Here is a 23,268-nt window from a genome sequence, read left to right on the forward strand (position 1 = left end):
AGATCAGCGGCTTTTTCCTCCGCTCAACACCCAAACGATGCCTTGTGAAATTTTGGAAAATACGGAAACAATCACCGAAAAAACCGCCGTAAAAACGGCAATAATTGGGTAGGAAAGCGTGAAAACCACACTCCAGACTTTATAGCCGGTGGTTGCTCTCATTCTATCGTCCCGCTCTTTGTGCCGACGGGCAATCCGCTCAGCCTTTTGTTCCGGAGTAATCATAAATACGGTATAACGTCGAATTGGATGGTTAAGGCGCTACGTAGCTAACCTCAGCACGAAAACGCCGATCGACGGGAGAAAGTTTCTCAAAGGCCCGCGCCGAGATTTTGACAATCACTTTATCGTTGATGCTGGTGGCGGGAAGTCGGCCGATCACTTTCACCCAGATGGATTGCTGGTTCATGTCGTTCCGGACCAGCACCAGGGTTCCGATGGGGGCCGTGCGGTGGAGGCCGAGGTACTTGTTGGAATTGCCGGATTGCTCGATGATTTCGGCCAGACCGATTTCGGAAACCCGCCGGGAATTGTCGTTTGGAAACGGCCCGGTATCGCCGGGGCGGATGATGCGCGGTTCGTTTGGAACCGACGTCGTGGGTTCGGTTCGCTCGGGTTCGGGTGGGCGGGGAGCCTCCTCGTGCGGAGTCGGAACGGTGCGCGGAGGGGCTGGCCGTTCGGTTTTCGGCGAGTCATTCCGCGAGGTTCGGGAACTTTCGGACGCCGAATCGGACCGGTGGGTCGTGACGGTTTTGGGCGACGGTTCCCGGACGCGCCAGGCTTTTTCGGACACGATCAAAGCCTGACCACTCACAATGTTGTCGGACGAAAGATTGTTCCATTTCCGAACATCCTCCATCGATACCCCAAAACGGGCCGCCAGGCTGTACAACGTTTGCCCCGCTTCGACCTGGTGAATGCCGCTGTTGGCTTCTTTGGCGGTTTCCTGTTTTACTTCCCGCTCTTCGCGCTTCTGTTCCTTTTCTTCTTTTTTCAGGACTTTTGTGACGGCTTTTTCCACCTTTCGGGACAGGTTGCCGGCCGGAACGCGTACCACCTGATCATAGCGTACATTGTCGGGCAGCCCGGGATTTGCTTCTTTGATGGCCTGAACCGATGTGCCGTATTTGCGGACCAGCGAATACAGCGTTTGCCCCTGCTCAACGCGGTGCAACACGAACAGTTTGCCGTCTTTCCGCTCCATACCCAGCGAATCCAGCACAAAAGGCCGGGCCTGAATGTCTCCTAAACTGATGAGCAAACCCGCTACAAGCAGCGGCCACAGTCGCTTCATGGCATTGGTGTCAAATAATAACTGATAATACACGTCGCAGAAGATTGAATAATTAGCTGGTTTTGCCAGACGCAGAAAGAGCCATTTCCGAACAACGACCGAGCGTTTGATTCGGAGAGAGGCCAGTTGGTTTCGGAACCCTGACCGGAATGCTGGTGGAACCAGATGGTTTGTAAACGGTCGGTTATCAACAGAGATGCACGAAGCTGATTGTTGGTTTCACGATAATAATACGAAAAAATCAATTTGTCGGCAACTTCTAAATAGTCGACCGAGTCGATTGCCTGATCCGGGATGATTTTTTTTAGAAAACGGTCAACAACCGGCCACCACGAACTTGCGTTTGTGTAGGAAATGGGAAACCGTAAGCGGGAATTGTGAACAGAAGGCGGTTTTTCGGGACCCTGAACGGGTTCGCCGTCCGTCAGCCGAAACGATACCGGCGGGGCAGAAACCGCATCCGCCAGCGAGGTCCGTTGCGCCCAGACATGTTCGGCGTCGGCCGTCGTCAGCGCGTGTTGGGGCCACTCCCAGACGCTCTGACCGGTTTTTAAATCCACCCTGCCTAGCGCCGTCGGAACCGGCAGCCGGCTGTTGTCAAAGCGGTGGTACAGGGCATTGCCGTTCCAGACCCCGGCCAATGACGAGTGAAACGGCAGCCTAGGGTGGGTTTCAGAGCGAATGGTGCCGTCGGGTAGGTGCACCGTAACCAATGAAAGCCGCTGCTTTTCGCGGCTTCGCAGTTCGGCGACGAACACGGCCGGCGCGGTATCGACCTGTTCAAAAACCAACCGCCAGATCGGTTCAGAGAACTGCAATTGGAACGCAATCGGTAACAAATTCGGATTCACGCGGGTAATTCGATAAGTCGATCGGGCAATAATCAGAACGCCGATGCAGCGGTGTAAGCGGAGTTCAGAGTATCTTGCGTTAAAATTACCGAAAAACAACGAATGAATATCCTCGGAATTATCCCGGCCCGGTATGCATCAAGCCGTTTTCCGGCCAAAGCGCTGGCCGAAATCGACGGCAAGACCATGATTCAGCGCGTGGTGGAACAGTCGCGGCAGTCGAAATCGCTCAGTCAGGTGGTAGTGGCCACCGACCACGATGCCATTGCCGACCACGTTCGCTCATTTGGGGGGGAGGTGATCATGACGTCCGAAAACCACCAGAGCGGCACCGATCGCTGCTTTGAAGCGTTGCAGACCGTGGGCGGATCGGTTGATTATGTGATTAATATTCAGGGCGATGAACCCTTCATCAAACCGGAGCAGATCGACCTGCTGGCGTCGGTGCTGGATAAAACCACGGAGCTGGCAACGCTGGTCAAAAAAATTGCCGACCCGCAGGTGCTGACCAACCCCAGTACGCCGAAGGTGGTGCTGAACAGCCGAAGCGAAGCCTTGTATTTCAGCCGCCAGACGTTGCCGTATTTGCGGGAGCGAAAACCGGAGGAGTGGTTGCAACACCACACGTTTTACAAACACATTGGTATTTACGCCTACCGCGCGGACATTCTGGCGCAGATTACGCAACTACCGCCCTCGCTGCTGGAAAAAGCCGAAGCGCTGGAGCAACTCCGCTGGCTCGAAAATGGCTACCGGATTCGCTGCGTGGTCACCGAACTGGATAGTTTTGGCATCGACACCCCGGAGGATCTGGCGCGGTTGGTGAGCAAATAAGGCACACTGCCGGGTCGCTAGCAACTGTTAATTACTGTTAAAATCGAACCAGCCAAACAGTTTTGGGCGTTACCAGTTGAACATAGTAAGCAATCCATTCAATCTAACCACACAGAAAACCGTATCATGCAGAACTATTCCATCCTCTGGGCCGACGACGAAATCGATTTATTGAAACCTCATATTCTGTTCCTGAACAACAAAGGATATACCATTACTCCCGTCAACAGCGGGGCCGATGCGCTCGAAAAGGTCGATCAGGAAAATTTCGATCTGGTTTTTCTGGATGAAATGATGCCGGGCATGACCGGTCTGGAAACCTTGCAGCAGATCAAGCAGATGCGGCCTAATCTGCCGGTGGTGATGATCACCAAGAGTGAGGAAGAACACATCATGGAAGGAGCGATTGGGGCCAAAATCGCCGATTACCTGATCAAGCCGCTGAATCCGAACCAGATTCTGCTGTCCGTTAAAAAAATTCTGGACAACAAACGGCTGGTGACGGAGCGCACCAACCAGAGCTACCAGCAGGATTTCCGGAATTTGTCGATGCTCTACAACGACCGGGTCGATTTTGAGGACTGGGTCGATATTTATAAAAAGCTCATTTTCTGGGAGCTGGAATTGGACGGCACGCAGGATAAGAGCATGGCGGAAGTTTTCAACATGCAGAAAAGCGAAGCCAATTCAACGTTTTGCAAGTTTGTGATGAACAATTACGAAGACTGGCTGAACGAACCGAAAATGGACAAGCCAATCATGTCGCACCAGTTGATGCGCAAAAAGGTTTTTCCGTTGCTGGAACAAAACAACCCGCTTTTCTTTGTCCTGATCGACAATTTGCGGTACGACCAATGGAAGGTGATCGAGCCGATTATGGCCGAATTTTTTACGGTAGAAGAAGAATCCTCGTATTATTCGATTCTGCCCACCACCACCGCATTTGCCCGCAATTCCATTTTTTCGGGCATGTTGCCGAGTGAAATGGAGAAAAAACATCCGGATCTCTGGGTGAACGACGACAACGAAGAAGCGGGACTGAACAACAACGAAGACCAGTTCTTAAAGCGCCAGATCGACAGCAGCCGGTTAAACATCCGGTTTTCCTACAACAAAATTCTGAACATCAATCAGGGCAAACACCTGGTCGATAACTTCAGCAATTTGATGCAGAACGATCTGAACGTCATCGTTTACAACTTCGTGGATATGCTGTCGCACGCCCGCACGGACATGGCGATGATCAAGGAACTGGCGCCCGACGAAGCGGCTTACCGCTCCATTACCCGCTCCTGGTTCACGCATTCCCCCCTGCTGGAACTGATTCGGAAAATCTCGGAAAAAGGCGGACGGCTGATCATCACGACGGACCACGGCATGATTCGGGTGCAAAAACCGGCCAAGATTGTCGGATACCGCGACACCAATACCAACCTGCGCTACAAACAGGGGAAGAATCTGGGCTTCGACGACAACCACATTTTTGTGTGTCGCAAACCGGAAAATTTCTTTCTGCCCCGGATTCACGTTTCAACGGCTTACGTCTTTACGCTGGAAGATTACTTCTTCGCGTACCCGAACAACTACAATTACTACGTGAATTATTACCGGGATACGTTCCAGCACGGGGGAGTATCGCTGGAGGAAATGATCATTCCGTTTGTGTACCTGAAAGCGAAGTGATCAAATACAGCATACCGAACACCGGATAGTGGTCAACATGTCGACATTCGGGGTTCGGTATGCCGTATTTGATCGTGTTATTATAACCCCTGCTCCACTACTTTTCCATCTTCCACGCGTAGGATGCGGGCGGGGTATTTGCGGAGAAAGTCATAATTGTGGGTAGCCATCAGAATGGCGGTGCCGGAGTTGTTGATGGTCTGAAACACCTGCATGATCTGTTCGCCCACCGCCGGGTCGAGGTTTCCGGTGGGTTCATCGGCAATCACCATCATGGGTTCGTTCAGCATGGCGCGGGCCACCACGACGCGTTGCTGCTCGCCACCCGAAAGCTGGTGCGGCATTTTCTTGTGCAACGTGCCCAAACCGACCTGCATCAGCACCTCCGAAATGCGGTTTTTCATTTTGGTCTGATCGGTCCAGCCGGTGGCTTTCAGCACAAACCGCAGGTTCTCTTCAACATTGCGGTCCATAAAAAGCTGAAAATCCTGAAAGACAATTCCGATTTTCCGGCGCAGGTATGGCACATCCTTCGGTTTGAGTTTTTCCAGTGCAAAACCGGCCACCCGCCCTGTTCCGGCTTGCAGCCAAAGGTCGGCATACAGCGTTTTGAGCAGTGAACTTTTTCCGCTGCCTGTCCGGCCAATCAAAAACACAAAATCACCTTTGTTAATGTCAAACGTCACATCACCCAGGACAATTCGTCCACCCTGGTAGATATCAGCCTGATTTAGAGACAGAACGGGTTCGGTTGAAAACATTGTATGGAATGATGAATGATGAACGACGAATTATGAATGATAAAAAAGCTGCGTCGCTAACGTTGGCTAATTCATTGTTCATAGGGAATCGTTCATCGTTATTTTATGGCGGCTTTCTGGTGGTCGGCCAGGAATTTGGCGAGACCGCTGTCGGTTAGTGGATGGTTGAAAAGGGCCGAAATCGCACTGAGCGGGCCGGTCATGACATCAGCCCCCACTTCGGCACACTGGATGATGTGCATCGGGTGACGGATTGAAGCCGCCAGAATCTGCGTTCCGTAACTGTAATTCCGGTAAATGAGGGCAATCTGCTCGATGAGCGCAACGCCGTCTATCGAAATATCGTCCAGCCGACCGATGAAGGGCGAAACATACGTGGCGCCGGCTTTGGCCGCCAGCAGCGCCTGCCCGGCCGAAAACACCAGCGTACAATTGGTCTTAATGCCTTTTTCGGAAAAATAATTAATGGCTTTCACGCCCTCTTTAATCATCGGAACTTTCACCACGATCTTATCGTCGATTTCGGCCAGTTCTTCGCCTTCTTCGATGATTTCCTTAAACGTGGTGGCAATTACCTCCGCACTGACGTCTCCATCGACAATATCGCAGATCGCCTTGTAATGTTGCATGACCTTATTTTTGCCGGTAATGCCTTCCTTCGCCATCAGGGAAGGATTGGTCGTTACACCGTCTAAAATGCCTAGATCCTGAGCTTCACGAATTTCGTTGAGATTGGCGGTATCGATGAAAAATTTCATTTTCGTCTAAACGGGAATAAAGAGTTTACGGTCTACGGTTTTCCAGTCGGCGTTAGCATGACCGAAAGGCATCAGTTCCGTCAGGAAACCATAGGGGGTAAGAATACTTAGAATGGGTTCAGAAACAAAGATAATCCGAAGAATTTGTTTACCAATCATGGCGTTGTTAAACACAACCAGAGCGCCGACGGAAAGTCTGAAAACAAAAAAAGGCAAACCGACATCTCACCGCTACGACCGCCTACCCTTGCTTCCGTCAAGACCTGGGGGATTCAGCAGGAGCTGGTAGTGCCTGTTTGCCGGGTGCAAAATTAGGAAATAATGCAGGAAAATAAAAGCCGCCGGCTACTTTTGTAGCAACTTCGAGTAAAGATCATGCTAAATACTGTTTTTAATACAATTCAGGGCGGTCGCCATCGGCCACCAATAAAAAAATATACCCTCCGTTGCTGCCGGTTTTTGGTCCTACTGGTTACGGTTGGGGGCATGCAGGCCTGCACCTCGTCGGCAGACAAACTGGCGGAAGGCCGGACGCTCATGCAACAGGGAAAGTTTCGGGAGGCCATCCAGCCCTTGAATGCCGCCATTGATGCCGATGGCAGCAATTTCGAAGCGTTTAACAGCCGGGCCGTGGCTTATTTTGAAGTGAAAGATTACGAAAACGCCCTGCTGGATTACGATCAGGCGATCAAGCTCAACCCGGAATTTTATAAACCGTATTACAACCGGGCGAAACTGAAAACCGTCCGCGGTGAAACCGATGCTGCTTTGAAAGACTTTGCCGAAGCCATCCGCCGGGCCCCCGATACCTCGGATATTTACCTGGATCGGGGCCAGTTGTTTGCCAATTCGGGCAACCTGACATCGGCTTTGTCGGATTTCAACCAGGCCATTCAGCTTGATCCGAAAAATTCGCTGGCGTATTTTAACCGGGGTAACATCCGGTTTCAGCAGGATGAATTCGCAGCCGCGCTCGACGATTTTACCAAAACCGTGCAACTAGACGCAAAATTTGGCAAAGCCTTCAATGCCCTGGGCGTTACGCAGGTGATGCTGAACCAGCGCGAACCCGGCTGTTTGAGCCTGAAACAAGCCAAGCAACTGGGATACACCGAAGCGCAGGCGTATATCACCGAATATTGTCAGTAAGGAGAAACGGATGAAGGAAGAAGGGGAGAAGGGTATAGCCAACCTGTATTCTTATCCCTTCGCCCCTTATTCCCTTCCTGCTTTTTTCTTTTCTTCCTTAACCCTTACAACTATGCGTAAAATTATTTCGATTTTCTTCGGCCTGATTTTTCTGCTCTTTGCGGTTTTTCAGTACAACGATCCCGATCCGCAGGTGTGGGTTCCGATTTACGGCATTGCGGCTGTAGCCAGTTTTCTGGCCCTGGGCAACCGGATTCCGTCCTGGTTTTATTTTGTTGCGGGCGTGGCGTATCTGGTGGCAGCCGTTTATCAGTGGCCACCGGCTTTTGAAGGCTTTCTGCTCGACGAAATGGGCATGAAAACCGTTAACATCGAACTGGCCCGCGAATCCGGGGGCCTGGGCATTTGCGCCCTTGCCCTGTTTATCCTGGGCGTGTTGACCCGCAACAAGGCGGTTTCTTAAGAGAAGCCGGATTGGGGATTATTCCATTCGGTCGGCTTTGATCTGGAGCGTACCCCAGTTGCTATAATTCGGTAACACCATTGCCAGTTCGGTGCGGGAATCGGGCGTGAACAGCAGTTTGGCCGACCCGACCGCTTTGGCGGGTTGCAATCCGTAGTGGGGTGAGGAACTGGCATACCGTCCAACCGCTTCCAGTTGCAGCGGTTTTCCATTTTTTTCTTTCGCGCTGAGGGTGTAGCGGCCCACCGGCACGTTCATAATCAGAATGTTGGAGTTTTGCAGACTTACGGTTTTGTTGACAACAAACGTTTTATTTTCGCCGTAATAACCGGGTCCGTCCGGGGTGAGGGTTACCTGAATTTCTAATCCGTCGGGCAGGTAGTTGGGGGGCGTGTAGTAATCGGAGGGATCGCCCACGTTGTAGGTGATGTAAAACGAGCCGCCCGCATAATTCGACTGATCCCGCGGTTTCTGATCGTAAACAGCTTTGCTGTACACACCGTAAGATAACAGCACAAAGTTCTTCACCAACCCGTCGCCCGACGGAAAGCTCCCGGTTTTTCCATCGGCCGATGCCAGGCTCATCATGGTCTTTCCGGTGCCGTAATCAATCGTATACCCGGCGGCATAAAACTCGGCGGCCCCCCACGGAACCGTGATTTCGTAATAGCCATTAGCATCGGTTTCGTCGGATGCGCCGGAATAGAGTCCGCCCGTGGCCGTGGACCGCACGCCGATATAGGCTCCCTGCAAGGGTTTGCCGCCCAGATCGGCCACGTACCCCCGGACCATTCCTTTTTTGGGTGACAGGACCGGAAAGTTGGGCATCCGGGGCGTGGTGTTGTCCATCACGCTGACGTAATCATCGGCGGCTTTCAACGTGAAGGTCGCTTCGCCGGTCACGGCCGGTAAGGCGGGCTGGTCACCCCAGCTGGCGGTTTCGCCCCCACCCATTTCGGCCGGATCTTTGGAGCAGCCCGCCATCAGCAGCGCTGCGAAAAAATACACTTTAGGATTCATAAAACGCATCTGTTGTTCAGTTTGGGACAAACCTAAAACCGGGAATGCGCCTGATAAAGATTTATTATCTCAACCCACCGGATGGCTGTTTGGACGACGAAAATGGGGCTACAAAACCAATCCTAGTTTTTGTTGTACCGCGGAGTTTCGCGGAGAAAAGAGAGTTTAGCGGAGCCTGTTCGGTTAAGTGCGCGGTACAAATGGATCAAAATAAAAAACCGCCGGATCAGCGATCACGGCGGTTTTTTATTTCAGGACCGGTTTTTCAAGCCGGCTTACATCGTCTGGGCGTTGAACTGGATGCCGTCCAGCGCAAACAGCGGTTTTCCGCCCGCACTGGGGTTGACGTAGACGAAGTACAGTTTGTGCAACCCGGAAACCGGTGCCTTGACAGCGATGTTGACGGCTTCCATTTTATTGCTTTTCACATCGCCCGCGCCCACCAGCGTACCCGTTGGCGAATCGAGCCGGATTTCGAGCTTGCCACCCGCCATGTAGGACGAGGATGCCGAGCCCATGACGGTCAGGCTCTGAATACCGGCCAGGTCGATGTCGTTGAAAACGAAATACCCGTTGTTCTCATTCGCAAAGACGATTTCGCCCCCCGTCGGCAGTTTGTATTTCGAAACCCCTTTGGCGGCATCGTACGAAGCGGCTTTGGCTTTGGCACTGCGCAGAGCCACCGTCGACGAACCCGTCAGCGGACCAATCACCGAACCGCCTTTGTCCGTATAGCTGGCCGAGAACAGGTACGAACCGTCTTTCTGTTTGGCTTCCGTGGTGTAAGCACCTTTCAGCGGTTTTTTGTCTACCTGCTTTTGGTCGCCGAGCGACATCACGAAGCTCACCATTTCCTTCGCTTCGTCTTCCTTCAGCTGCGGGTGGGCGCTCATGGCCTGTTCACCCCAGACTCCGCCACCCCCTTCGATGACTTTCTTGGCCAGTTTGTTGACGATTTCCGTCCGGCGCTCTTTGGCGTATTTCTTCGCTACGTCCATGTAAGCCGGACCGATCGATTTTTTGTCGATGCTGTGGCAGGCTTTGCAGTCGCTGAGCTCGATCAGGCGCTTGCCGGTGGCAAAACCGACGTTGGCCTGGTGGCCCTGGGCCAGCAAGGTCTTGTCGAAGCCTTCGAGGTAGTTGATCGTCATCGTGACGTCTTCGGCGCTGATCTTGCCGGCCGTCAGGCTGCCATCTTCCTTATCCGCTACCTTGACTTCGTACTCAACCGGTTTGTTGTCAAAATAAAACGTCTTGTTGCCCTTCACGGCGACTTCCACTTTCGGCACATCGTTGCCCACCCGGATTTCGAGTTTTTGGGTCGAAACATTGCCGGCGGCATCGGTCACTTTCAGCACAGGCGTATACGTACCCGGTTTTGCGTAGGTGTACGTGGGGGAAGGCTGGGTGCTTTTCGGCATACCCGGACCGAACGTCCACTCGTATTTGATGGCATCACCGTCGTAATCCAGCGAGCCTTTCGAGTCGAATTTGACGGCCAATGGCGCTGCGCCTACGGTTTTGCTGGCGTTGGCAACCACGAGCGGTTTGCGGTTTCCGGCGTTGTAAGTGATGTGCGTCAGGCGGGCATCGTCGTTCTGCGCAAACCAGTTCTGGCCGTATTCGAGCACGTACAGCGAACCGTCCTTGTGGAACTGCATGTCGATCGGGTGGCTGAATTTCGTATTCGGCATAAACGTTTCCATCTTCACGAAATCGCCGTCTTTGGTCATCGTCACCGGGTGAATCCAGTCGCGAATCCAGTCGTAGGCAAAAAACTTGCCGTCGTAATGCCGCGGAAATTTCACCGGACTGTCGGCGTAATCGTCGTAGTAATAAACCGGGCCGCCCATCGCGTTCCGCCCACCTTTGCTGACAATGGGGCCAAATTCCGGCGAATCGGCATACGGATAATAAATGAACGCTTTCTGCGCCGGAGGCAACTCGCTGATCCCTTTGATCAATTTCGACGGATTGATCGGTTTGGCCGAATCGAAAGCCGGGCCGGAGGTGCTATCGGCAAAGTTGTAGTGACGATACGCCCGGTTGTCGGCCACGAACAGCGGCCAGCCGTAATAACCGGCTTTGCGGGCCTGATTGACTTCATCGTGACCACGCGGACCGTATTTATCAATGTCGTTGGCGGCATCCGGACCAACTTCGCCCCAGTACAGGTAACCCGTGCGCTGATCAACCGAGATGCGGTAGGGGTTGCGGTTTCCCATCACGTAAATTTCGGGCCGGGTGTTGGGCGTTCCTTTCGGAAACAGGTTGCCTTCCGGAATGTCGTAAGTGCCGTTGTCGAGCGGTTTGATGCGCAGGATTTTGCCGCGCAAATCCATCGAGTTGCTGGACGTGGTCAGGGCGTTGAAGCTTTCGCGGCCGGGCCGGTCGTCGGACGGACTGAAACCGCGTGATTCGAACGGGTTCGTATCGTCGCCGGTGGACAGGTAGAGGTTCCCCGATTTGTCCCAGGCCACCGAACCGCCGGTGTGGCAGCATTCGTTGTTGCGTTTCACGGGTACGCGCAGGATGACCTGCTCGGTTTCCATTTTCAGCTCGTTCTTCTCGGCGTCGAACTTAAACCGCGACAGGTGCTGGGCGGTGTCGGTTTTCCACTTTTCGACGGTCGGCGAATAATACAGGTACAACCACTGATTGTCTTTGAATTTCGGGTCGATGTTCATTCCCATCAGACCGTATTCCTGTTTGGTGTAAACCGGCAGGTTCGCAACCAATTTGGTGGCTTTGGTTTTCGGATCGTAGACTTTCAGGGCTCCTTTTCGCTCGGTGAACAGAACCTTGCCATTGTCGAGCACGACGAGTTCGGTCGGTTCGTCCAGTTTATCGGACAGAACCTCCTGGTTAAACCGATTTTCTTCCGGGAACGGCATCGTTTTGGCTTTGGCGTAATCCAGTTTCGGTGCCATCACCGATTGGATTCCACCCAGCAGGTGTTTCAGGTAAACCGGGTTGACAAACGTTTCGTCGGGGTGGCCGAAGTTGGTATAAAACACCTTGCCACCGTCGTAGTCGTGGTACCACGACATCGGGTGGTTGTCGCCCATTTTGCCTTCTTTGTACGTTTTTTCGTCAATTTTGACGAGCACGGTCACCGCCGGATTGACGTTTTTGAAGTCGTAAAATTCGTCCTTGATTTTCCAGCGTTCCGGAAAACCAAACATCGAGCCGTGGTCTTTGTTGGTCACGTACGCTTCGCCTTCCTGCACGTTCGGGTTGCCGGGGTGGCTGGCAAAATAACCGCCGACCAGTTTGCCGTACCAGGGCCAGTCGTATTCGGTGTCGGCCGCTGCGTGAATCCCGACGTAGCCGCCCCCGGCCTGAATGTAGCGTTCAAAGGCCGCCTGCTGCAGGTCGTTGAGAACGTCGCCCGTGGTGCTGAGGAAAACCACGGCATTGTACCGCTTTAGGTTGTCTTCGGTGAATTTGGCCGCGTTTTCGGTGGTGTCGACCGCAAAACCGTTCTCTTTGCCGAGTTTGATGATGGCCATTTTACCGGCCGGAATCGAACTGTGTCGAAAACCGGCGGTTTTGGAAAATACTAATAATCGCTTCTGGGGCGTCTGGGCGATCGACCACAGGGCCGAAACCGTCAGGCAGCACACCAGCATCCACGAACGGATCGCCCGGGAGCGCAGCGAAAACCGGGAATTGTAAGAATACATAGAGGTTAGTTAAAAAACCGTGTTGTTTGGAAAACCGCCTTATAAAAATTCGGATTTCAAATAGACTTTTACAAAGCTTCAAAAGTACAAAAAAAACCGTTCCGCTAGCCACACCTGTCCGTATCTTTGTGGGCTCATCATTCCCGTTTTTAAATGGAATTTACACACCTGCTGACGACCATTGTTGCCGACGATACGCTGCACGCCCGCTGGCTGAATACGCTCTCGATGATGGAAAATACCGGGGCCCGCAAAATTTCGGCGGCCGAACCCAAAACCACCGTCGATTTGCTGATGCTGAAACACGCGGCCGAAGAAGCCCGCCATGCCTATTACCTGAAAAAACAAATTCAGAAACTGCCAAAAACCGACTGCCCGACCTACGAACCGGCCTATTTGCTGGCGCCCACCGACAGCCATGCCTACCTGAACCGACTCGATGTGCAGGTGTGCCGCTACCTGAAAACCGCCCTGGGATTGTCGGGCGCGGAGCTGAAGTACGCGGCTTATCTGCTGGTGACCTACGCCATTGAGGTGCGGGCCGACGAGTTGTACCCGGTGTATCAGGACGTTCTGACTGAAGCGGGCAGCAAGGTGAACGTGCGGTCGATCATTGTGGAGGAGGAAGGGCACCTGGCCGAGATGCTGCGGCAGATGGAAACTTTCTTTGGCGACGACTGGCAGGGCCATGCCGCCCGGGTGGTGGAGATCGAAACCGGCCTGTACTCCGCCTGGCTGGTGAGTCTGGGTGCGCTGAAAAAAAACGAGGGTGCGCGGGAAAACTAATTTTCGTAGTTTTGTGTTCTTTAGTACACGCATCTGGGGACGACCGGAATTGACAGCTTGTTGATGCTGCGTGTAAGCATGTCGGGAGTTGAGGGCATTTCCTGTATAACAAACCTTCAAACAATAACTGGCGAATATAACTACGCCATGGCTGCTTAATCCGGAGGATTAGCATTTAGCCATTGTCTCCCCGGCCTCTGTGCTGCTGGCTGGATCAGGAGGCATCGACTCGCAGTACTGGCCTGGTTTATGGTGTTAACGACCGGGTAAGACACAAGCACCTACGGATGAGGTTTTGGCCTGATGCGAGCCTGACCGATTCCCGACAATCCCAATCGCAGCTAAACATGTAGAAAGCACGACGGTTTCCTTGTCTGGACCAGGGTTCGACTCCCTGCGTCTCCACTGATTATCTAAAATCCCCGCAAGTCTTTGGCTTGCGGGGATTTTTTTGTGATGGGGCCATTTTTCAACTAAAACCTTTACCGTTTTCTTTTGATCCGAGCTCAGTTGATTATTTCCTGCCAAACTTCCTAAAAACTTGCACTTTCGCCATGTCCTGCCAAAGGATATCACCGTTTCTAGGTGGCATTCTTAGCAAACCGGATAGATAGGTTTTCAAAAACCGCCCCGACGTATATAGCCATTCAAGCGATCATTCAGTTCGTTGGTGCTATTAATCGGGTAGTTCATTGCACTTTAAAGCACAATCTGGAGCAGGTACGGTTTTAGGAGTAACAACGGAGCTGGTGCTAGGCTGGCTCTTTTCGAACAGTCCGGCAACTTTGTCGCCGGACTGTTTTTTGCAATATCCACCCGGCTCATCGCCGGAATTTCCCCATCTCAAGGGCGGTTTTTCCGATTCGGGTCTTTAAAATACGATCGGCACGGCCACCATTGCCGTATCCCAGCCCAGGTACATCGTAGCGGTTTGGGCGTCCTTTTTGGCAAACTGGATGGAGAAGTTCTCAATCACCGCATCCGGTTTTTGCACCGGCACGGTCACCCGGGCTACGTCGAGGGCTTCGTTGTAACTGTAGGCGCCCCACTGGTCCAGGTCGGAGCTCAGGATGATCGTCCACTCGGTTTCGGTCGGGATCGTCAGCAGGGCGTAGGTTCCGGCTTTGATTTTTTTGCCACCAAACGTCACATCCTGGTAAAATTTGATCTCCGGGGCTTCGTTCGCGCCCGCCCGCCAGACCTTGCCGTAGGGCGCCAGCTTCGTCCCGAAAAGCTCCCGGCCATTTTTCGCCGGTCGGCTGTACGTGATCCGGACCATCGCCTTGTCGGTCCCAATTTTGGCGGGGGCAAACTTGCGGTCGTGGGCGTAATCGTCGGGGTAGTAGGCCATGTCCATCGGCGACTTGTCGGCACCCCGGAACGTGAAGGTTTGCGCGTGGGCTCCGGCCAGCGCCATAAAGAGAAATCCAGTCAGAAAGGCGGTTTTTTTCATTGGTTTTGAAGATAGCTTCATCGATTGAAGCCGGAATTTAGAAAGTTTTTGGAAGAAGTAGAACCCCGCCTGAGGGTAAACCAACCCCTTTTGTGCATTGGCGAACGATCTGTTCCCGGCGAAGGAGCCGTTTCCGGAAGTAAATCCGGCAAAACCGGGACTTTATAGCGGTGTTACCCACCACCCTTGAGTGCGGTAACACCCGACACGATTGGTAATCAGTTCGAATGGCTAACAGATTGGAAAGGATGGCAGGCCCGCTGAGCGACGTAATAAAACCGCTGCTGCTGGCAACCGGAATGGTGCTGCTTGCCGTGAGTTGCCGGAAAGAAGAGTCCCTCCCGGAGCCAACCACCGAAGGACGCAACATTTTTGCCTGCAAGATCAACGGAAAAGCCTGGATTGCGAATGGCAACCCTGCCGGGCAACCCCATCTGGTGAAACCCCTGGAGGTCGAGTTCCGGCAGGCAGGCAAGGATCGTTTTTACCTCTTGATTTACACGAATGCGCGCTCGAACGATCATGTGCAGCTGCTGTTGCACAAAGGGCAACCGGGGGTCAATACGCTGTCAGACTGGTACGGAAAACCGGATTCCCTCGGTTTTGCCGTGTACTACGATGCTTCGTTCAGGCATTTTTACTCCTACGGTTCGAATCCGGGCCAGGTCGTGATCACCCGCCTGGATACCGTCAACCGAATTATTTCGGGAACCTTTGAATTCAAAGGGCAGGAAATTCTTCAAAAACAGACCGTCGAGGTTACGGAAGGTCGCTTTGACATTGATCTGAAAACGCTGTAATGACCGATCAGGCTGCGGTTTTGGCGTGAACGAGCTACTTCCGGCCTTCCACGTACAAAGACGGTTCCAGCGCGTAATCGCCGTAGGCCGACCGGTCGAAATGGTAGCGCTCCCAGTGCTCGATGCCGGAGGTTTTGTAATCCCGTACGACCACCTCCCGAAAACCGGCCTGCTCGAAAAGCCGGGTCAGCGTGACGGCATCATAAATCCATAAATTTTTCTCCCGGCTCAGGTGCAAATGCCACGGGCGGTAGAATTTGGCGATGGCTTTTTGCAAACCGACCCGCCAAAAGGCATTCAGCCGAAAACCGGGGCTGACGGGTGTTCCATCAATATACCGGATGTCGTTTTTCAGAATTTGCTTCAGCGAGGGGTTGGGCAGGTCCCGAAGCGCCCGCAGCAGGTCGCCGTTGAGGTGCATCAGGTGTTCTTCCACAAAATCGTTCGTCACAATGGCGTCCAGCATTTCTCCGCCCGACTGCTGCCGAACCGACTGGTCAATCACGTTGAACAACGCCCACTGGTACTGCTGAAACTGCGCTGGGCCCGGCTGCTGGCGGTACTGCCGGAGTTGTTTGAGGTAATCGTCCACGAAAAATTCCAGGTCGGGCGTCGAAATGCGGCAAACCGCTCCCGGTTTCAGCAGCCGGTGGGCTTCTTTTAAAAACTGCGCCCCGGCCGCCAGCGAAAGGTGTTCGTTGACGTGAAAACTGTAGAGTGCATCGAACGTATTTGCGGGAAAAGGCAGCGGTTTTTTGAGGTTGGAGTTGATAAGTTTCGGCTCAGCGGGCTGCGGGAGCCCCGTAAACCGGACGTGCGACCACTCGCCCGCCAGCTGCCGTTGCTGCGGGGTGTAAAAGATAAATTCGGTGCGCCAGACCAGCAGGTATTTCTTGCCAAAAGGATTCGTAACCAGGTTCATGCTTGCGGAGGAGATAGGGTAGATTGACAAATGGACCGGAACCCACGGGCAAATTGCCGAATGCGTTCGTAATATTCCGTTTCGCCCGCGGCTTCGGCGGAGTGATCGGGGCCGGGCAGCAGCCGGTTCCAGTGCCGCATCAGGCAGTCGGCGATCTCGGGGGCGGAGTACGGATCGAAAAAATAGGTTTGCCCGCTGCATTGCTCCCGGTGCATCGGAACGTCGGACGCCAGCACGGTTTTCCCCAACGACCGGCAGTCTTCGAGCAGCGCGCTCCATCCCTCGAACAGCGAAGGTTGAACGATAGCGGCCGCGCCCCGCATCAACTGCACCTGATCGGCGCGCGGCAACAGACCCAAAATCCGGACCGCCGACTGGAGCTGGTGACGGTTCAGAAAATCCCGAAGTTCGTCGGCATACGCCGGATGGCGCGGGTCGTGCGGGTGTCCGGTGCAAACGAGGGTCAGCTCATCCAGACCCGCCTGACGGGCCAGCCGTACCGCTTCAAACAGCCGCAGATGGTTTTTGTGTTTCCAGAACTGGCTGGGAAACAGCAGGTATTTGTTTGGTAACTGGTATTTCTTCGTAAAAACCGCCACTTCCGGCTGGCGCCAGTTCTCGCTCAAGAGCATCGTAAAATTCAGGATGGCGAATTTCGACCGAAAAACCGGGTAGAGCCGAACCGCATCCTCATAACTGTGCCGGTTGCTGACGATGACCCGGTCGGACCGGCGCACGATCCGTTCAAAATCTTGGTTGCGTTTGTAGAGTTGGTAGGCGGTGAAATAACCGGGCAGGTGAACGTGCTGGAAATCCGGAATCCAGCTAATTTGCTTATAGGTAGCCTGTTCCTGCACCACCTCATTGGCCGGAAAGATCAGGTGCGTCCGGTTTTGCTGCAACAGCCCCGGCAAATTGTTTTGGGGATAACGCGGCCACTGCCGGTTTTTAAGCTGCTGGGCCATCTGGTAGCTTTTTCGCACCAGCGGGAACGCATGGCCCGGAAAATAATCAAAAAACTGGGTGTTTTGCAGATACGGCTGCACGGTTTGGAAATCCGCCGGGTGGTGAATGTCTTTGTGCAGATACAACCGAAACTGAAGCTGCTGATCGGTGGGGAGCAGCGAGTTGCCACGGAGCAAACTGTGCAGGTATTGCACGCCCGCAATCCAGCCGGCATTGCCGTTGCCGATCAGCCCCACGTTCGTCATGGAGTATTGGGGCTTATGGGTTGCATGAACCGTTTTCGAAGCCGGGATTTGAGATTACCCAGCCCCCATTTCCGGCGCCAGAACCAGGTGTATTGCTGTAGCAGGCAGATGCCCTGAATCCACCACCGGACCGGCGGGCGAAACAGACGCTGGTGAATTTGCCGGATTTCGGTAAACCCGGTTTTGGGGTCGCGGCTGCTGATGCCCGATTCGCCGTAGATGGCAACGATCTTGTTGGTGCGCCGGTAAGGAGCGCGTTCGAGCGCCAGCCGCAGGTTCAGTTCGTAATCGGCCGAGATTTTCAACCGGTCGTCGTAGCGAAAGGGCGCAAAAACCGACCGGTGGTAGAACGTGCCCTGGTGGTGAATGTTCCAGTTGAGCCAGTACACCGATCCGCAGTGCGCCGGAACCACAAAGTCTTTGCTCGGATAGAGCACGCTGCCGGTGACGAACTGAACGGGCGTATGGATGGTGAAATACCGGGAAATAGACGACAGGGTATCCGCGTCGAACAGAAGGTCGTCGCAGCCCATAAAATACAGCCATTCGCCCCGGGCCTGTTCGATGCCGTAATTCATCCCGGCATACAGCCCCACCTTGGGAATCTCGTACCAGCTCAGGGGGAGCTGCGGCTGAAATTGCCGCAGGATCGAAACGGTTGCATCGGTGCTGCCTCCATCGACGACGACAACTTCAAAGTTTGTAAACGTTTGACCCGCCAAGCTTTTTAAACACCGGGCCAGGGTTGCTTCCCCGTTTAAAACCGTAATAATGATGGATAGGAGTGGGCGAACCATAGCGGACACATCGTTCCGCAAAATAAAAAATACCGTGAACAGGAAAGAAGGTTGATATGAGAATCGACCGAAGTTTTTCGTAACCGGTTGCCGGGCCCGCCGGAACCAGAATTTGGGTTGTCAAACCGAGCGGTCTGGAACCAAAAAAAACAGATACGCAAAACAATTGCCAAAAAGCTTGATTCCCGGCGCTCAACTTGATTTTCGGGATGGCGCAAAATTTTCCCGGATTCGCGGACCGGGCGGATCAGCAAAACGGACTGATTGGTTCTAAAACCGGCTTCTGCTGGGCCGAAATCCGAAAAACCGGGGTTTCCTGGTTGCGGGAGGCCACAATCAGCTCCGTGCTGTTAAGGTAAGGCAAAAACAGATCCCGGACCAGTTGCGGGTTGTTGTTGTCCTTCGACAGGTGGGCCAGCAAAACGTGGCTCATGAAAGCCGGTCGGTGCTGCCGGAACAGATCCAGCGCCTGCTGGTTGGATAAATGCCCTTTTCCGCCCCGAATGCGTTGTTTCAGAAAATACGGATACCGACCCCGGTCCAGCATTTCATCGTCGTAATTGGCCTCCAGAAAAACCGCGTGGCACTGGCTGAAGTGATGAATGAGGTGTTCGCAGGGCGTACCGATGTCGGTAAACACGCCCACTTTCGTATCCTGATACGCCACCGTAAAGCTGTGCGGATCGGCGGCATCGTGGTGTTTGGGAAACGCCGTGATGCACAGATCACCCACCCAGATGGGCTCGTTGGCGTATAACGGATTGACCGGGAGTCCCTGAAGAAATAACCGGCTGTTTTGCAGCGTTTTGACGGTGATAAAAACCGGCAGTTTGTATTTTCGGGCCAGGCGCTCCAGGCCGCTGATGTGATCCGAGTGTTCGTGGGAAATAAAAATGGCCTTAACGCTCCGCATGGAAAGGCCCAGTCGCTGGAGCCGCATTTCGGCCTGACGGCAGGAAATACCGACGTCGATCAGCACCGCTTCCTGCTCATTACCCACATAATAACAGTTTCCGTTGCTGCCCGAATTCAGGGATGAGATAAACAGTGGCATACACGGGTAAAGATAGTAATAAATCGTCAGGACTCGGCCGGAAAAAACAAATCCCGGCCAAGCTGGCCGGGATGTTCCACTTACCAATCTCTATTAATATGAAAGGAGACACGCATGTTCCCTCAATTAGTAAGAGGAGCTAAATTCTATTTTATCACCTATTTTTTAGAATTAATTTTTGAAAAATCATGTATGTTTCTGATGGAGAGAAGGTTACAATATGTAAAAAAGACATATTAAACCGCAGGTTTAGCGGTTTTCCCGCTTATTTTTCGGGTTCGGTTGGTTGCGCTTTGGCGTCAACGATGGTGACGGTGGCCGATTTGGCCGCGGGCACCACCGGACCATCCGGGATTTCGCCGACCGACAGCGCGGCCCGGGGACCGATGGGCTGATCCAGAAGGTGGGTGGACGAGCTGATTTTGTGGTAAGTGCTGTCAAAATAATCAAACCGCACTTCAATCTGTCGGTATAAATACGAATCGGAGGTGTTGGTCAGCGTAAACTGGTGCACGTTCGTCGGAGCCGCTTTGGAATTGTTTGCTTCCTTTTTTTTCCAGACCATCCGATCGACCAGCAGATCGCGGTAGGCGTTCGGTGGGGTTTTGTCGCCGGTTTTTTCCGACTGGCAGGCCAACGTCGCCACGAAAGCCAGGCTGTAGAAGATGCGAAAGGTGGTGGGCATGGGAATGGTTGAAAGAAGCGGAAGAAAAACGCAATGTTGGGCAATTTTTGTAAAAACTACAAAGCCCGGCTACAAGTGTAACCGGGCTTTGCGCGATTTATCTATCGTACTATGAAATGAACTCATTCATACCAATACTGAAAAAATCAAAAAACGACTAGTTCATGGATGGTCTGAATCACAAATTTAACTAAATAGGGCAGAAGATCAGGAGGAAACGCCGTTGAATATTCAGAGAAATAAGTATATGGTCCCGAACAAACCGGCTGAAAAATCAGATTTAAGAAAATATGCGCTACAATCTGACCGAATTAATCGCCCAGGGCGAAGGCACGCGGCTCGAATTTAAATCGACGATCCACACGGCCTACCGCATTGCCCGCACGTTGACGGCCCTTTCCAACACCTCCGGCGGTCTGCTGGTTATTGGGGTGTCGGACGACGGCCGGGTGCCGGGCGTGGAGTCGGAACTGCACGAGATGCAGAAAATTGAAAAAGCCACCGATTTTCTGATTGATCCGGCCATCACGGTCAGCTACGAGGTCATCACCGAAAACGGGCGGCAGGTCATTCTGATCCGGGTGCCGGAAAGCGAAGAAAAACCGCATTATGCCATCGACGAGAAAGGAAAACGCACCATTTACGTCCGCGTCAAGGACAAGTCGGTGCCCACCAACAAGTTGATTCTGACCAGTCCGGTATCGCCCGACGGGCAGCTTTTGCAAACTTCCAACGTGCGCAATCTGATTCAGGCGCTGCGCAAAACGGACTCGATCACGGCGAAACAGTACGCCCAGTTGGTCAACATCTCCGAATACCGGGCCAGCAAGCTGCTGCATCAACTAACCACTCAGGGCCTGCTCATCCTGATCGACAAACCCCGGCCCGTACGGTTTTCCCTTAAAATCAGTGAATAGCGGGGCCACGAACGTGAAACCGGGAAGGGCTATTTTTCATAAGCAACCAGAATCACGAACTTAAGTCGGCGGGTCCGTTATCTTTGCCGAAAAACCGCATTGTCTCCGAATGGCTGTTGATAAACAAAGCATCACCGATTTTTTTACCGGATTACAGGACCGCATTTGCCAGGCGCTCGAAACTACCGACGGGTCGGGCACCTTTCACGAGGATCGCTGGGAACGCCCCGAGGGCGGTGGGGGCCGCACCCGGATCATGCAGCAGGGTGCGGTGATTGAGAAGGGGGGCGTGTTGTTTTCGGCGGTTCACGGCCCGGCTTCCGAAGCGGTTTTGAAACAGATGAACACGACCGAGCCCGCCGAGTTCTACGCGACCGGCGTTTCCATTGTGCTCCATCCGCACAATCCCATGGTGCCGATCATCCACATGAATGTCCGGTATTTTGAGTTGAGCACGGGTGCCTGCTGGTTCGGGGGCGGCATCGACCTGACCCCCCATTACGTGGACCGCCAGGACGCCCGCTGGTTTCACCAGCAGTTGAAAACCGCCTGCGACCGGCACGATCCGCAGCTTTATCAAAAATACAAAGCCTGGGCCGACGATTATTTTTTCATTCGTCACCGGGCCGAAACCCGGGGCATTGGCGGTATTTTTTTCGATTACCTGATGCCCGACAATGAAACGCACAAAGCCGCCCTGTTTGCTTTTGTGCAGGAAATTGGCAACGCCTTCGCCCCGATCTATACGCATTTCATGGTCAAAAACCGGAATCTGCCGTTTGGCGAACCGGAGAAAAAATGGCAGATGTTGCGCCGGGGTCGGTACGTGGAGTTTAACCTGGTCTGGGACCGGGGCACCAAATTCGGCCTGGAAACCAACGGTCGAACGGAGTCGATTCTGATGAGTATGCCACCGCAGGCCGATTGGGTGTATGATTTCCAGCCCGGGCCGGGTAGCCGGGAGGAGCAAACGCTCCTTGCGCTGAAAAAAGGCGTTAACTGGCTGGACGAACCGTCATGAACCCGCGCTATCTCGACCAGTTACAGCGCTATATGAACCGGACCATCGGACCGAAACCCGATCTCTGGGAAGCGTTTGGCCAGTCGTTCGAGTACGCCGAATACCCTAAAAAGCACTTTTTAATCCAGGAAGGCGAACGCGAAAACTACCTGTATTTTATTCTGGAAGGCGGCACGTCGTCTTTTTTCGTGCACGATGGCCGGGAAAAGTGCCTGGATTTGTGGTTTGCCGATCACTTTGTTTCGGCTTACACCTCGTTTCTCACGCGCCAGCCCTCGCAGGTGTTCATTCAGGCGCTTTTTCCGACCAAAACCCTGCGCATTCATTACGACGTGTTGCAGGAATTTTACGTGCGAAGCGACGAAAGCAACAAAGTCGGGCGGTTGTTTGCCGAAGGCTTGTACATCGCCCGCACGCAACGCGAAATCCGGTTTTTGAGCCAGACCGCCGAAGAACGCTACCGGGATCTGCTGCACCGACAACCCCAACTGGTTCAGCAGCTTCCCGTTAAAATTATCGCTTCCTACCTCGGCATTCATCCCGAAAGTTTGAGCCGCATCCGGAAGCAGTTGCTGCCGTGATTTCCTAACCCAGATCATTTTTTCGGGGCGGGACCGTCCCGAAATTTGCCGGAAATCATTGGCAGACGAACATGGCTTTCTTTCTTTTATTGGTTTCAATTGGGGCGGTTTTGTGGCTACTTTCCCGCTTCGCTTTCCGGCAGGAACTGGCGTCGCACGCCAAAAAAGGCCGGCTGGCGGCCGCTATCGCCTTTGTGTTGATCGGGATTTCGCACTTTGCGGCACCCGAAAAAATGGAATACATGATTGCCGGGTGGTTGCCCTATTCGCACGAACTGGTGATTATCAGCGGGATCGCTGAAGTGGCCGGCGGCATCGGCCTGCTGCTGCCCCGGTTTCGGCGGCTGGCGGCCATGGGGTTGATTCTCCTGCTCGTAATGATTTTTCCGGCCAATCTCAACGTGGCCATCCATCAGCTGCCTCCGCCGGGTGGTTTGCCCGCTTCCCCCGGGTACGTCTGGTCGCGCCTGTTGTTTCAGCCGTTGTACATCGCCTGGATCTGGTGGAGTGCGCTGCGGAAAAGCAAATAGAAGGTCCGGGCC

Annotated in this window: 23 protein-coding genes and 1 other RNA gene; 11 read left to right on the top strand and 13 right to left on the bottom strand. The window is 53.4% G+C overall.

The window, feature by feature from the left end; genetic code table 11:
- Positions 1-3: 3 nt before the first annotated feature.
- The 3 genes from ACYVHX_RS28670 to ACYVHX_RS28680 all read right to left on the bottom strand — a co-directional run bounded on the left by ACYVHX_RS28670 (position 4) and on the right by ACYVHX_RS28680 (position 2,145).
- Entirely contained in the window at positions 4-162 is a 159-nt protein-coding gene (locus tag ACYVHX_RS28670) for a hypothetical protein (RefSeq protein WP_460675157.1), read from the bottom strand.
- Between the two features lie 91 nt (positions 163-253).
- Complete coding sequence (locus ACYVHX_RS28675) at positions 254-1,294, bottom strand: septal ring lytic transglycosylase RlpA family protein (RefSeq protein WP_460675158.1); 1,041 nt, start codon at positions 1,292-1,294, stop codon at positions 254-256.
- Positions 1,291-2,145 carry a hypothetical protein gene (locus tag ACYVHX_RS28680; RefSeq protein WP_460675159.1) on the bottom strand — a complete coding sequence of 285 codons (855 nt, stop codon included), beginning with the start codon at positions 2,143-2,145 and terminating at the stop codon, positions 1,291-1,293. Before ACYVHX_RS28680 ends, ACYVHX_RS28675 begins: the two co-directional genes overlap by 4 nt.
- A 102-nt stretch (positions 2,146-2,247) precedes the next feature.
- Here ACYVHX_RS28680 and kdsB point away from each other — a divergent pair, with 102 nt between their 5' ends.
- Positions 2,248-2,979, top strand: coding sequence for a 3-deoxy-manno-octulosonate cytidylyltransferase (kdsB, locus tag ACYVHX_RS28685; protein ID WP_460675160.1), 732 nt, complete (start codon positions 2,248-2,250; stop codon positions 2,977-2,979).
- A 126-nt stretch (positions 2,980-3,105) separates the two neighbouring features.
- The gene (gene porX / locus ACYVHX_RS28690) at positions 3,106-4,662 is read left to right on the top strand and encodes a T9SS response regulator signal transducer PorX (protein WP_460675161.1); all 1,557 of its coding nucleotides are present in this window, start codon (positions 3,106-3,108) and stop codon (positions 4,660-4,662) included.
- Between the two features lie 80 nt (positions 4,663-4,742).
- Here the strand turns inward: porX and ACYVHX_RS28695 are convergent, their stop codons facing one another.
- Positions 4,743-5,423: a cell division ATP-binding protein FtsE gene (locus ACYVHX_RS28695; RefSeq protein ID WP_460675162.1), complete on the bottom strand. Its 681-nt coding sequence runs from the start codon at positions 5,421-5,423 to the stop codon at positions 4,743-4,745.
- A gap of 98 nt (positions 5,424-5,521) precedes the next feature.
- Complete coding sequence (gene fsa, locus ACYVHX_RS28700; RefSeq protein WP_460675163.1) at positions 5,522-6,181, bottom strand: fructose-6-phosphate aldolase; 660 nt, start codon at positions 6,179-6,181, stop codon at positions 5,522-5,524.
- 459 nt (positions 6,182-6,640) lie between these two features.
- On the opposite strand from fsa, the gene ACYVHX_RS28705 reads away from it, so the two are divergent.
- Both ACYVHX_RS28705 and ACYVHX_RS28710 read left to right on the top strand, forming a co-directional pair.
- Positions 6,641-7,330 carry a tetratricopeptide repeat protein gene (locus ACYVHX_RS28705; RefSeq protein WP_460675164.1) on the top strand — a complete coding sequence of 230 codons (690 nt, stop codon included), beginning with the start codon at positions 6,641-6,643 and terminating at the stop codon, positions 7,328-7,330.
- A gap of 112 nt (positions 7,331-7,442) precedes the next feature.
- Positions 7,443-7,793: a transmembrane 220 family protein gene (locus tag ACYVHX_RS28710; protein ID WP_460675165.1), complete on the top strand. Its 351-nt coding sequence runs from the start codon at positions 7,443-7,445 to the stop codon at positions 7,791-7,793.
- 18 nt (positions 7,794-7,811) lie between these two features.
- On the opposite strand, the gene ACYVHX_RS28715 is transcribed toward ACYVHX_RS28710, so the two are convergent.
- Both ACYVHX_RS28715 and ACYVHX_RS28720 read right to left on the bottom strand, forming a co-directional pair.
- A complete protein-coding gene (locus ACYVHX_RS28715; protein ID WP_460675166.1) occupies positions 7,812-8,813 on the bottom strand; it encodes a peptidase associated/transthyretin-like domain-containing protein in 1,002 nt (333 codons plus the stop codon).
- 275 nt (positions 8,814-9,088) lie between these two features.
- Positions 9,089-12,445, bottom strand: coding sequence for a ThuA domain-containing protein (locus tag ACYVHX_RS28720; protein WP_460675328.1), 3,357 nt, complete (start codon positions 12,443-12,445; stop codon positions 9,089-9,091).
- Positions 12,446-12,652: 207 nt separating this feature from the next.
- Between ACYVHX_RS28720 and ACYVHX_RS28725 the strand changes: the two genes are divergently transcribed.
- Together ACYVHX_RS28725 and ssrA are read left to right on the top strand one after the other, a co-directional pair.
- Positions 12,653-13,285 carry a hypothetical protein gene (locus ACYVHX_RS28725; protein WP_460675167.1) on the top strand — a complete coding sequence of 211 codons (633 nt, stop codon included), beginning with the start codon at positions 12,653-12,655 and terminating at the stop codon, positions 13,283-13,285.
- A 35-nt stretch (positions 13,286-13,320) separates the two neighbouring features.
- Positions 13,321-13,693, top strand: a transfer-messenger RNA (tmRNA) gene (gene ssrA / locus ACYVHX_RS28730).
- 463 nt (positions 13,694-14,156) lie between these two features.
- On the opposite strand, the gene ACYVHX_RS28735 is transcribed toward ssrA, so the two are convergent.
- Positions 14,157-14,738 (bottom strand): DUF2911 domain-containing protein, encoded by a 582-nt coding sequence (locus tag ACYVHX_RS28735; RefSeq protein WP_460675168.1) that lies wholly within the window; start codon positions 14,736-14,738, stop codon positions 14,157-14,159.
- A 248-nt stretch (positions 14,739-14,986) separates the two neighbouring features.
- On the opposite strand from ACYVHX_RS28735, the gene ACYVHX_RS28740 reads away from it, so the two are divergent.
- Positions 14,987-15,538 carry a Riean_0653 family protein gene (locus tag ACYVHX_RS28740; protein WP_460675169.1) on the top strand — a complete coding sequence of 184 codons (552 nt, stop codon included), beginning with the start codon at positions 14,987-14,989 and terminating at the stop codon, positions 15,536-15,538.
- Between the two features lie 34 nt (positions 15,539-15,572).
- On the opposite strand, the gene ACYVHX_RS28745 is transcribed toward ACYVHX_RS28740, so the two are convergent.
- The 5 genes from ACYVHX_RS28745 to ACYVHX_RS28765 all read right to left on the bottom strand — a co-directional run bounded on the left by ACYVHX_RS28745 (position 15,573) and on the right by ACYVHX_RS28765 (position 20,207).
- Positions 15,573-16,460 (bottom strand): class I SAM-dependent methyltransferase, encoded by an 888-nt coding sequence (locus tag ACYVHX_RS28745; protein ID WP_460675170.1) that lies wholly within the window; start codon positions 16,458-16,460, stop codon positions 15,573-15,575.
- Complete coding sequence (locus tag ACYVHX_RS28750; RefSeq protein ID WP_460675171.1) at positions 16,457-17,671, bottom strand: glycosyltransferase family 4 protein; 1,215 nt, start codon at positions 17,669-17,671, stop codon at positions 16,457-16,459. The genes ACYVHX_RS28745 and ACYVHX_RS28750 overlap by 4 nt, the downstream gene beginning before the upstream one ends.
- Positions 17,668-18,468, bottom strand: coding sequence for a glycosyltransferase family 2 protein (locus ACYVHX_RS28755; RefSeq protein ID WP_460675172.1), 801 nt, complete (start codon positions 18,466-18,468; stop codon positions 17,668-17,670). The genes ACYVHX_RS28750 and ACYVHX_RS28755 overlap by 4 nt, the downstream gene beginning before the upstream one ends.
- Positions 18,469-18,715: 247 nt before the next feature.
- On the bottom strand, positions 18,716-19,522 hold the full coding sequence (locus ACYVHX_RS28760; RefSeq protein ID WP_460675173.1) for an MBL fold metallo-hydrolase: 807 nt from the start codon (positions 19,520-19,522) through the stop codon (positions 18,716-18,718).
- 265 nt (positions 19,523-19,787) lie between these two features.
- Positions 19,788-20,207: a hypothetical protein gene (locus ACYVHX_RS28765; RefSeq protein ID WP_460675174.1), complete on the bottom strand. Its 420-nt coding sequence runs from the start codon at positions 20,205-20,207 to the stop codon at positions 19,788-19,790.
- Positions 20,208-20,497: 290 nt separating this feature from the next.
- Between ACYVHX_RS28765 and ACYVHX_RS28770 the strand changes: the two genes are divergently transcribed.
- The 4 genes from ACYVHX_RS28770 to ACYVHX_RS28785 all read left to right on the top strand — a co-directional run bounded on the left by ACYVHX_RS28770 (position 20,498) and on the right by ACYVHX_RS28785 (position 23,256).
- Entirely contained in the window at positions 20,498-21,124 is a 627-nt protein-coding gene (locus ACYVHX_RS28770) for an AlbA family DNA-binding domain-containing protein (RefSeq protein ID WP_460675175.1), read from the top strand.
- 109 nt (positions 21,125-21,233) lie between these two features.
- The gene (gene hemF / locus ACYVHX_RS28775; protein ID WP_460675176.1) at positions 21,234-22,145 is read left to right on the top strand and encodes an oxygen-dependent coproporphyrinogen oxidase; all 912 of its coding nucleotides are present in this window, start codon (positions 21,234-21,236) and stop codon (positions 22,143-22,145) included.
- On the top strand, positions 22,142-22,726 hold the full coding sequence (locus ACYVHX_RS28780) for a Crp/Fnr family transcriptional regulator (RefSeq protein ID WP_460675177.1): 585 nt from the start codon (positions 22,142-22,144) through the stop codon (positions 22,724-22,726). The genes hemF and ACYVHX_RS28780 overlap by 4 nt, the downstream gene beginning before the upstream one ends.
- A gap of 71 nt (positions 22,727-22,797) precedes the next feature.
- Complete coding sequence (locus ACYVHX_RS28785; protein ID WP_460675178.1) at positions 22,798-23,256, top strand: DoxX family protein; 459 nt, start codon at positions 22,798-22,800, stop codon at positions 23,254-23,256.
- Positions 23,257-23,268: the final 12 nt, after the last annotated feature.

This window comes from Larkinella ripae (assembly GCF_054780775.1).

Excerpts from the sequence above, each read along its gene's own strand:
- hemF (WP_460675176.1), top strand. The coding sequence starts at position 21,234 with ATGGCTGTTGATAAACAAAGCATCACCGATTTTTTTACCGGATTACAG.
- ACYVHX_RS28760 (WP_460675173.1), bottom strand. The coding sequence starts at position 19,522 with ATGCCACTGTTTATCTCATCCCTGAATTCGGGCAGCAACGGAAACTGT.
- ACYVHX_RS28745 (WP_460675170.1), bottom strand. The coding sequence starts at position 16,460 with ATGAACCTGGTTACGAATCCTTTTGGCAAGAAATACCTGCTGGTCTGG.
- ACYVHX_RS28780 (WP_460675177.1), top strand. The coding sequence starts at position 22,142 with ATGAACCCGCGCTATCTCGACCAGTTACAGCGCTATATGAACCGGACC.
- ACYVHX_RS28710 (WP_460675165.1), top strand. The coding sequence starts at position 7,443 with ATGCGTAAAATTATTTCGATTTTCTTCGGCCTGATTTTTCTGCTCTTT.
- porX (WP_460675161.1), top strand. The coding sequence starts at position 3,106 with ATGCAGAACTATTCCATCCTCTGGGCCGACGACGAAATCGATTTATTG.
- ACYVHX_RS28715 (WP_460675166.1), bottom strand. The coding sequence starts at position 8,813 with ATGAATCCTAAAGTGTATTTTTTCGCAGCGCTGCTGATGGCGGGCTGC.
- ACYVHX_RS28755 (WP_460675172.1), bottom strand. The coding sequence starts at position 18,468 with ATGGTTCGCCCACTCCTATCCATCATTATTACGGTTTTAAACGGGGAA.
- ACYVHX_RS28735 (WP_460675168.1), bottom strand. The coding sequence starts at position 14,738 with ATGAAAAAAACCGCCTTTCTGACTGGATTTCTCTTTATGGCGCTGGCC.
- ACYVHX_RS28720 (WP_460675328.1), bottom strand. The coding sequence starts at position 12,445 with ATGCTGGTGTGCTGCCTGACGGTTTCGGCCCTGTGGTCGATCGCCCAG.
- fsa (WP_460675163.1), bottom strand. The coding sequence starts at position 6,181 with ATGAAATTTTTCATCGATACCGCCAATCTCAACGAAATTCGTGAAGCT.
- ACYVHX_RS28750 (WP_460675171.1), bottom strand. The coding sequence starts at position 17,671 with ATGACGAACGTGGGGCTGATCGGCAACGGCAATGCCGGCTGGATTGCG.
- ACYVHX_RS28740 (WP_460675169.1), top strand. The coding sequence starts at position 14,987 with ATGGCAGGCCCGCTGAGCGACGTAATAAAACCGCTGCTGCTGGCAACC.
- ACYVHX_RS28675 (WP_460675158.1), bottom strand. The coding sequence starts at position 1,294 with ATGAAGCGACTGTGGCCGCTGCTTGTAGCGGGTTTGCTCATCAGTTTA.
- kdsB (WP_460675160.1), top strand. The coding sequence starts at position 2,248 with ATGAATATCCTCGGAATTATCCCGGCCCGGTATGCATCAAGCCGTTTT.
- ACYVHX_RS28770 (WP_460675175.1), top strand. The coding sequence starts at position 20,498 with ATGCGCTACAATCTGACCGAATTAATCGCCCAGGGCGAAGGCACGCGG.
- ACYVHX_RS28725 (WP_460675167.1), top strand. The coding sequence starts at position 12,653 with ATGGAATTTACACACCTGCTGACGACCATTGTTGCCGACGATACGCTG.
- ACYVHX_RS28695 (WP_460675162.1), bottom strand. The coding sequence starts at position 5,423 with ATGTTTTCAACCGAACCCGTTCTGTCTCTAAATCAGGCTGATATCTAC.
- ACYVHX_RS28670 (WP_460675157.1), bottom strand. The coding sequence starts at position 162 with ATGAGAGCAACCACCGGCTATAAAGTCTGGAGTGTGGTTTTCACGCTT.
- ACYVHX_RS28785 (WP_460675178.1), top strand. The coding sequence starts at position 22,798 with ATGGCTTTCTTTCTTTTATTGGTTTCAATTGGGGCGGTTTTGTGGCTA.
- ACYVHX_RS28765 (WP_460675174.1), bottom strand. The coding sequence starts at position 20,207 with ATGCCCACCACCTTTCGCATCTTCTACAGCCTGGCTTTCGTGGCGACG.